Source organism: Shewanella sp. A22 (genome assembly GCF_053850585.1).
Genome location: NZ_JBSQBN010000167.1, coordinates 1 through 7,828 on the forward strand (window position 1 = coordinate 1; position 7,828 = coordinate 7,828).

Sequence of the window (7,828 nt, forward strand, 5' to 3'; positions counted from 1 at the left end):
ATGCTGGAGGTAGAGTAACGCAGGAGCTTGTTACCGAGGATCACTATTCGCTTCAATCATCTGCCTTGCCTACAGCACTTTGAACTCCCGCTGAAAGATCACATATTTAATAGGATTGGTATTAAATAATTAAAAAAAACAAAGGCCAGCCCATTCGGCTAGCCTTTCGTTTTAACCATAAATAAAAGGTAATCAGTCTTACTTATAAAACGCTTCAACCTTGCCTTTTACTGTCATCGTAAGCGGTTGACCGCGACGATCTAATGCTTTATGTGAGGCAACTTTAACCCAACCTTCACTGATGCAATATTCTTCTACATCATTACGCTCTTTACCATTAAATAAAATACCAATTTCGTGTTCGAAAATGGCTTCCACATGATGTGGGCTACGTGGATTAACGCTAAGACGATCAGGTAAAGCTGGTTTAGATGCAGTGTCGTTCATTGTTGTATACTGTAGTTAATAAAACGTGCGTTATTGTAGGCAATAGCGGCCTTAGGCTCAAGAGCCTCCACCAAAAATATGCGTTACACCTAAGTTCTGAATTGTTTGACGTTTAATTCTAATGTTTGAGCCAACGCAGCAAGTTGATGGCTGGCCTCAGTAATTTTTACCGCTTCTTGTTGAGCCAACATTGAAGAATTGGTGATCTCACTAAAGTTTTGGTTTATCTCTGCAGCAACTTGCGATTGCTGTTCTGCAGCGGTTGCTATGTGGGTATTCATCTCACTTATTTTTATAACCGAAACATTAATTGCGACTAATGAATCACCCGCACATTTAGCCTGTTCAACACTTGCAATAGCTTGGTTTTTGCCTTCATCCATTACCGTAACGGCTTTAATAGAGCTGGTGCGCATATTTTCAATCACAACTTGGATTTGGCGAGTAGACTCTTGTGTGCGTTGAGCCAAATTACGGACTTCATCGGCAACAACGGCAAAGCCTCTGCCTTGCTCTCCCGCGCGAGCAGCTTCAATAGCTGCATTCAATGCCAATAAATTTGTTTGTTCCGCAATACCTTGAATCACATCCAACACCAAACCAATCTCTTTGCTGTCTTCAGATAACAGGTTAACAATATCGGCTGCCTCGCTGACTTTTTTAGCCAATGCATCAATATCGACTTGAGTTTTACTGACTTCATTTTGGCCTGTATTAAACTCGTTCGTTGCTGTTTTAGCTAACATTGCAGCTTCGCTGGTATGGTTTGCAACTTCTGCCACTGTGGTCGACATTTGGGTAATGGCTGCGGCACCATGATCGGTTGCTAATTTTTGATTATTAATCAAATGCTCATTTTCTTTTGCCGTTTGATACAAATCTTTAGATGAAGATAATAATTCTCCAGCGGCTGAAATCGAATTTTTAGTGATCTCCGATAAATTAACAGCCAAATCTTGAACAGCACATAAAATACTATTTGGTGCTATGACCGTTAATTTTACAGTTAAATCACCCGATGCTATTTGTTGGATAACATTAGCGGCATATTCTGGCTCACCGCCAATAATATTCTTTAAACGTTTTACTGAAGTGAAAGCAACTAAACTGCCTATCATTAATGCTATTGCAGTCACCACAAGCATAACGGATTGGAAGCTAGAGGTTTGTTCAAGTGCAGTAGACACCTGCAATTGTATTTGTGATTCTTGGTAATCGATAAGCTTATTAATTTTTTTCAGCCAATCACTGTATAAAGGTGAAACGGTGTCGAGTAGATATTCTGCGGCAGCATCATTTCGACCAGTATTAATGAGATTAAATAAGGTTGTGGTTGATGTTAATGTTTCAGTTTCAATACCTTTAATATCTTGCAACAGTGCTAACTCATCATTGTTATGTGGCACTTTTTGGTACATAACATCAAGCTTTTTTGCGGCTGTTTGGTAATAACTATTGAGGCGAGTAATATCGTTCTGGTGCTCTTTTGATAAATCTTTACTATTAACCAAAACTGAATCCCGAATAGAAATAGCTCGATCGTGCACACTTCCCCTAAAATTAATTGCTTGGCGCTGCTCAAAAGCGGTTTGCTCTGATAATCTAGTTAGATTGTTATCTGCAATACTAATTTTTACCAAACCAAACAAGGTAATACCAACCATAATGACCAGTAAGGTTGCAAACCCAAAGTACAAGCGACTAATTATTCTCATTTCTAAAACCCTACACTGATATTGTATTGAAATTAATATGTTATTGAACAAACGGATTGAGCGTGATTGATAATGTCAGTTGTTGTCTCGAACAAAAGCTATTGCGCAAAAAACACATCAACCTTCACGCATAATTAACCACTATTGAGTCAAATCCTACAGCGCCCCTTCCGCCTCAAAAAATACCCTTTTCAGACTCAAGTAGATGTAATACCAATCCCAGTAAATATATATTTAATGGGATTGTTATAACATAAAAGGGCGTTACTATTGATACATTAATGCGCCTTAAATTATAAAGTGTGAGGTGCTCTAAACGGATCGACAATTAATACGATTGCCCCCAAGGACTAAGGGATGATGACTCAAAAACGTTCAACCATATGGCATTGGTTTTTAGGCGGAAAAATCGAGCCCCGCCACTTTAGCACTGCAATGTTAGTTGCGTCTCCATACCCAAGCGCTTCAATGTGGCGACAATTTATAGCCAATATATTGCTCTATCTCGGTGTACTATTACTGGGTGCTGGGGTAATATTTTTCATGGCGTTCAACTGGGATGCGTTGTCGCACCTCAGTAAATTTGCCATAGTCGAAACCATATTTACTTTGTTTATTGGCGGATTTTATCTTGCTAACCGCGCGCGTAAAAAATCATTTTTACAGCCCGACGGCCAACATAACCTGCATGATCAACCCAACCAATACTTTCAACAGACTTATGGCTGGAGCTTAGCCAATGCAATGTTACTCGGGGCCAGTATTATGCTCGGAGCATTACTGGCATTGGTGGGGCAAACCTACCAAACAGGCGCCGACCCTTGGCAACTATTTGCCATTTGGGCGGTGTTAATTCTACCCTTTGCTTACATCGCTGGTTTTGATCTGTTGTGGTTATTGATGGTGGTATTACTCAACATCAGCTTAGGGTTATATCTTCAATCCTTTGCATCTATATTTAGTTTTCTACTTGAAGACATTCAACAAATTGCTGTTTTCAGCTTAGCAAACCTAGCGATTCACCTAACATTTACCTTAGCTAAACGCTGTAAATGGCGTGGACAATTGCATTTTAATTGCCCCATGGTTGAAGCAAGCAGCTTACTTGCTAGCGTGAGCGGGTTCACCTGGTTAATCATTTGGGTCATTTTTGACTTCAATTATCACTACAGCGCCAGCGAATATGTTGCCTATTATGCGTTACTGTATCTGGTCATTATGGCCAGTATATTTGTTTGGTATCGTTATCGTTCACCCGCCTTATACCCACTCACATTAGTATTAACCAGCGTGAGTACCGCTATTGTCACACGACTATCCAAAACACTATTTGAGTCTAACGACTCGACAACGAGTTTTTTTCTAATTGCTATGGTGATAGTAGGCCTAACCAGTGGCTGTTTATATTGGCTCAAAAAATGGCACCAACAATTCAACCAAATGGTAACGCAGCAAGATGAGGCAGCCATATGAGTAAAATAGAGCCCAGCGGCGCATTATGGCAAACGCTGCTTAATAAGCAGCTCGTCACCACTGAAACGGCACCAGATGCAGTATTAGCAAGCCCTTGGTACATTATTGCCGTGCAAATTATTGGTGGTTGGGTTGCAGCACAGTTTCTATTAGCTTGTGTAATGGTTAGCGGATCGATTATAGGCGATATTGAGCAATCATTTATCGGCTTAGGTGCCGCATTAAGCGTAGGGTGTTTACTTTATTATCGCATTAACGCAACTTCCCAAGAGTTTGTTTTGCAAATGGTATTTGCTTTTAGCTTGTGTGGACAAATACTGTGGCTTTTGGGGGTTTACGATAGATTAGAGTCGAGCAACGATACCCTAATAGCGTTAATTTATGTTGTCACATTTGCTATTCATTGGGCGATCATCCGCCACAAATCCAACCAATTTGTCGCCGCTGTAGGGTTAGTACCCAGCCTGTTAGCTATTTTAGTCATCAACCAATTAACGCTACTCGTCTTACCAATGTTAGTACTGAGTTTATTGTTTATCTGGTCACACATTTACCAATGGCCACAACATTATCAACGTATAAGAATGTTAGGTTACGCTGTTGCCATCAATTTGTTATTGGCAAATTTTGTGTTGTCAGATATGGGTAAAATGATGGACCTGCCCAACGTGTTAATCGCGTTTGACTCAAACATAAGTCAGTATCTTGCTATTAGCATTAGCGTGTTATCTGCCCTATGGTTAATTAATCGCATTGTTAAACAGTTACACCGCGACATTCATACCAACCAAGCGTTAGCCCCACATCTTCGCAGCCAGTTATTAGTCATCATCATTGCAATACTAATTGGTCTACTTTCAATTCCAATGAGTGGATTAAGCGCCGCACTACTCATGTTATTGCTGGGCTATTTCTATAACGAACGCAAATTAGTGATCCTTTCGGTGTGTGCCCTACTCGCCTTTATCAGCCTGTATTACTACTCACTCCACATAGACTTGTTTGATAAATCATTGTGGTTAATGGCCAGTGGCATAGTGTTAATACTGCTCAGATTGGCCATGATCGCTAAAGCCAAAGATTGCGCCAAAAATAGGGTCGAAAATACGGCTGCTATTAGTGCAGAAAATGGTTCTAAAAATGGGGCTGAAAATAATGATGAAGTTGGATTGATGGATCCAACTGCGGATACAGAAGACGTTAGCGCTGTAATTGAAACGACTCCAGCAACAAGAATACAAAACAAGGAGCAACCATAATGACATCGAATAACAACACCTTGCTTAATTCACGTCAGCTAAGTAAGCGGTCACTATGGGCAATTATTGCGGCATTAGTAATACTCGCACTCATTAACTACAAGATATTTAAACAAGAACAACTATTAGCCAATGGCGAAGTCATACTGTTTGAACTGGCCCCTGTCGATCCACGCTCCTTAATGCAGGGCGATTACATGGCGCTAAATTATGACATCGCGAGAGTGATTATCCTGTCAGTTAATCAACACTCAAGCACGCAAAATAACCATGATGGCTTTTTTATTGTGACACTCGACAAGCATCGAGTTGCCCAGTTCGATGGCCTATATCAGGGCGTAACCTTAACAGCTGATCAACGGCTCATTCAATATCGTGTGCGAGACGGCAGGGTCAAATTAGCCAGTAATGCTTTTTTCTTTCAAGAAGGCCGAGCTGCAGATTTTGAACAATCAAAATATGGCGAATTTAGAGTCAATCAAACAGGGCAATTGCTGCTCAGTAACATGATAGACAAAGACTTTAAGCGGATTTAAGCCGTGGCGAAAATTGACGTTAACAGATTTATTCATTTCTTCTTGGCACTCCACAACATATAGACTAAATTATAAGCAATGGAAGCGTAAAAGCTCTTCGTTATCATCGAAAGGAAGACGATGCCAATCATAGCGTATCAACATCGGCGTAAGCTTAGCTTAACCATAATGGCAACCATGCTGTTATGCGGTGGTTGTTCCATCAATAATGTCGGCTTTGGCAGTCAATCTCATACCCAGCTTTCCAGCAATTCAAAAATAGTCACCTATGAAGCCTCTGGCTTACATTTTTTCACAATACTGGGTTTCGGCCTCCAACTCGGGCACATTCGGCAGCAACTCATCTACCCCGTGATAAGTGATGATCAAGAGCTATGCCTCAAGCAAATACTCAACCCTACCCCACCTACCGTTACACCAACCGCCAAGCTCACATATGCAAACGAGCCTGTTATGGTTAACACACAACAAACAGGCCTGGGCCTAGCAATGTCTTTCAAGCATGTTCGATTAAACCTTGGTATCTCTTCTCAAAAAATGCTGAGTATTAATAAGCAAGACTCAGTTTCTGTCTATTATTTAACAACTGAAAAACACGATACAGATATTTGCGCAGTCAATAATGTAGCCAATAACAATAGGAGCACAATTAATGAATAAACTCATTTTAGGGCCATTACTCATTGTCCTTTTAGCCGGTTGTGAATCAAACCATTTAGTCTATGTACAAGAAACATCTTTAGGGTTAACTCTTGCCGCCAGTACCGAGGGCAGCAATAAAATGTCGCTTGGTTACGATAGAGATGTTTATGCCATAGTGCCAAAGAAAACAAAAGAATCGGATGCCATGTCTTTGTTTTCTGTTAATAAAGTAGAAATCACAGGGCTTGATGATATGAATATTTCTGAGTTTGTTGCCTCTGGGGAACCCGCGGAAAAACTTGCAGTAAAACCAGATGCCGTCACCAAACTGCGTAAAAAAGTCTATGGCGATAACAAAATAGCGCAAGGAAGTAGCGGAGATAACCAATGAAAAATATTAGCTTAAGCATTTTATCTCTTTTGGGATTAATATCTTTAGTCGGTTGCAGTAATGCAGTGACTTACCATCACTCCGAACGCAACAGCATTGCACTAGAATCTCGCACCACAGACCCCCAACAACCTTTACAAGGCACAATCGGTGTCAAAACTCGAACTGTCGTCGTCACCCCTAAAACCAATGAAGCAACGGGTAACGCCACAAGTGTTGTAAGCGACTTTGAATTATCACGCAAATCGAGCGATGACTGGTATAAGTTTGGCACCACCACCATCAACAGTTCATTTATGACAGGGCAAGCCGCTAAAAATGCCTCTGCAGACAGCATTCTGGCGATTAACGGTTTAGCGAGTGGATCGTTAGGAGAATTGAACGTTAGAAAAAAAATGTTAATTCAAAATATATACAGCACGTTAGCAAAAATAAACGATAAAGAGGCACTAGCCTTACGCACCCAACTAGACCAATTAAGTCAGCTGCTACCCGATGTCAGTAAGATGATGTTTTATCGTATGGACCAAAATGGCAATAACGTGATAACAAACATTTCCGATAAAAAAGTAACAACGTTACCTACTGGGTTTAGTGGGGTACAAGAATACCTAAATTTAGTAGAAAGCAGCATTACAGCCCTCAATGAAATGCAACATCATCGTGCTGCCACTCATAATGGTAAACCTATCGACAAGGCCCAATTAGCGCTATTGGAACAAGCTAAAAAAACACTTATTAAAGACCGTGAGACTTTCGCACTAACAATTGGTAACAGCCCACTAATTGATAACGCCGCCGCTTACGTTGTTGGGTTACTATAAGGAAATGAGTAATGGATGAAATATCAGCCACACAATGGGATAACACCCTTCTCAATACCGACGCCTTAGGTGACATTAAATATTTTATTTTTTTAGACATACAAACACTACAGGGAAATGCTAATACCATGGGCGATTACACATTGGCCCTACAAGTTGTCGCCCAAAGAATAGAACTTTATGGTTACGGAGTTATTGAAGCAAAGCGTAACGAGCACAATAACGCTTGGTTAGCCAAGTGCATAACGTCAATAACCTAAGTTCGGGATAAATAATAAATCACGATGGGGGCAATAAAGCCCCCTCTTTTGTCCAAGCCATAAACAAGCCATATTCATTAAATATTTGGTCAGTTCAGATTCTGGCGGGTTTCAAAGTCCTTTATGCTTCGTTAGATGCTTTCAAAATACGACGGCATGGTCTATTTTTTTCCATAAAAAATAACACATTCCCACCCTCCATGGCGGTCAGATGCTGGAGGTAGAGTAACGCAGGAGCTTGTTACCGAGGATCACTATTCGCTTCAATCATCTGCCTTGCC

The 7,828-nt window shown here is 40.6% G+C and carries 9 protein-coding genes; 7 read left to right on the forward strand and 2 right to left on the reverse strand.

Annotation, left to right across the window (positions count from 1 at the left end):
* Nucleotides 1-198: 198 nt before the first annotated feature.
* Nucleotides 199-447: a DUF3297 family protein gene (locus tag ACWXWT_RS19125; protein ID WP_456043165.1), complete on the reverse strand. Its 249-nt coding sequence runs from the start codon at nt 445-447 to the stop codon at nt 199-201.
* 89 nt (nt 448-536) lie between these two features.
* Nucleotides 537-2,162, reverse strand: coding sequence for a methyl-accepting chemotaxis protein (locus ACWXWT_RS19130; protein WP_456043166.1), 1,626 nt, complete (start codon nt 2,160-2,162; stop codon nt 537-539).
* Between the two features lie 357 nt (nt 2,163-2,519).
* Between ACWXWT_RS19130 and ACWXWT_RS19135 the strand changes: the two genes are divergently transcribed.
* The 7 genes from ACWXWT_RS19135 to ACWXWT_RS19165 all read left to right on the forward strand — a co-directional run bounded on the left by ACWXWT_RS19135 (nt 2,520) and on the right by ACWXWT_RS19165 (nt 7,547).
* The gene (locus tag ACWXWT_RS19135; RefSeq protein WP_456043167.1) at nt 2,520-3,635 is read left to right on the forward strand and encodes a DUF2157 domain-containing protein; all 1,116 of its coding nucleotides are present in this window, start codon (nt 2,520-2,522) and stop codon (nt 3,633-3,635) included.
* Complete coding sequence (locus tag ACWXWT_RS19140; protein WP_456043168.1) at nt 3,632-4,894, forward strand: DUF4401 domain-containing protein; 1,263 nt, start codon at nt 3,632-3,634, stop codon at nt 4,892-4,894. The genes ACWXWT_RS19135 and ACWXWT_RS19140 overlap by 4 nt, the downstream gene beginning before the upstream one ends.
* Nucleotides 4,894-5,430: a GDYXXLXY domain-containing protein gene (locus ACWXWT_RS19145; RefSeq protein ID WP_456043169.1), complete on the forward strand. Its 537-nt coding sequence runs from the start codon at nt 4,894-4,896 to the stop codon at nt 5,428-5,430. The genes ACWXWT_RS19140 and ACWXWT_RS19145 overlap by 1 nt, the downstream gene beginning before the upstream one ends.
* A gap of 120 nt (nt 5,431-5,550) precedes the next feature.
* Complete coding sequence (locus ACWXWT_RS19150) at nt 5,551-6,090, forward strand: hypothetical protein (protein ID WP_456043170.1); 540 nt, start codon at nt 5,551-5,553, stop codon at nt 6,088-6,090.
* Entirely contained in the window at nt 6,083-6,463 is a 381-nt protein-coding gene (locus ACWXWT_RS19155; RefSeq protein ID WP_456043171.1) for a hypothetical protein, read from the forward strand. The genes ACWXWT_RS19150 and ACWXWT_RS19155 overlap by 8 nt, the downstream gene beginning before the upstream one ends.
* Complete coding sequence (locus ACWXWT_RS19160; RefSeq protein ID WP_456043172.1) at nt 6,460-7,287, forward strand: hypothetical protein; 828 nt, start codon at nt 6,460-6,462, stop codon at nt 7,285-7,287. Before ACWXWT_RS19155 ends, ACWXWT_RS19160 begins: the two co-directional genes overlap by 4 nt.
* A gap of 11 nt (nt 7,288-7,298) precedes the next feature.
* A complete protein-coding gene (locus ACWXWT_RS19165) occupies nt 7,299-7,547 on the forward strand; it encodes a hypothetical protein (RefSeq protein WP_456043173.1) in 249 nt (82 codons plus the stop codon).
* The last annotated feature ends 281 nt before the right edge of the window (nt 7,548-7,828 follow it).

Bases quoted from the DNA above. Each gene is read 5' to 3' on its own strand.
- ACWXWT_RS19125 (WP_456043165.1), bottom strand. From the start codon at position 447: ATGAACGACACTGCATCTAAACCAGCTTTACCTGATCGTCTTAGCGTT.
- ACWXWT_RS19130 (WP_456043166.1), bottom strand. From the start codon at position 2,162: ATGAGAATAATTAGTCGCTTGTACTTTGGGTTTGCAACCTTACTGGTC.
- ACWXWT_RS19135 (WP_456043167.1), top strand. From the start codon at position 2,520: ATGATGACTCAAAAACGTTCAACCATATGGCATTGGTTTTTAGGCGGA.
- ACWXWT_RS19140 (WP_456043168.1), top strand. From the start codon at position 3,632: ATGAGTAAAATAGAGCCCAGCGGCGCATTATGGCAAACGCTGCTTAAT.
- ACWXWT_RS19145 (WP_456043169.1), top strand. From the start codon at position 4,894: ATGACATCGAATAACAACACCTTGCTTAATTCACGTCAGCTAAGTAAG.
- ACWXWT_RS19150 (WP_456043170.1), top strand. From the start codon at position 5,551: ATGCCAATCATAGCGTATCAACATCGGCGTAAGCTTAGCTTAACCATA.
- ACWXWT_RS19155 (WP_456043171.1), top strand. From the start codon at position 6,083: ATGAATAAACTCATTTTAGGGCCATTACTCATTGTCCTTTTAGCCGGT.
- ACWXWT_RS19160 (WP_456043172.1), top strand. From the start codon at position 6,460: ATGAAAAATATTAGCTTAAGCATTTTATCTCTTTTGGGATTAATATCT.
- ACWXWT_RS19165 (WP_456043173.1), top strand. From the start codon at position 7,299: ATGGATGAAATATCAGCCACACAATGGGATAACACCCTTCTCAATACC.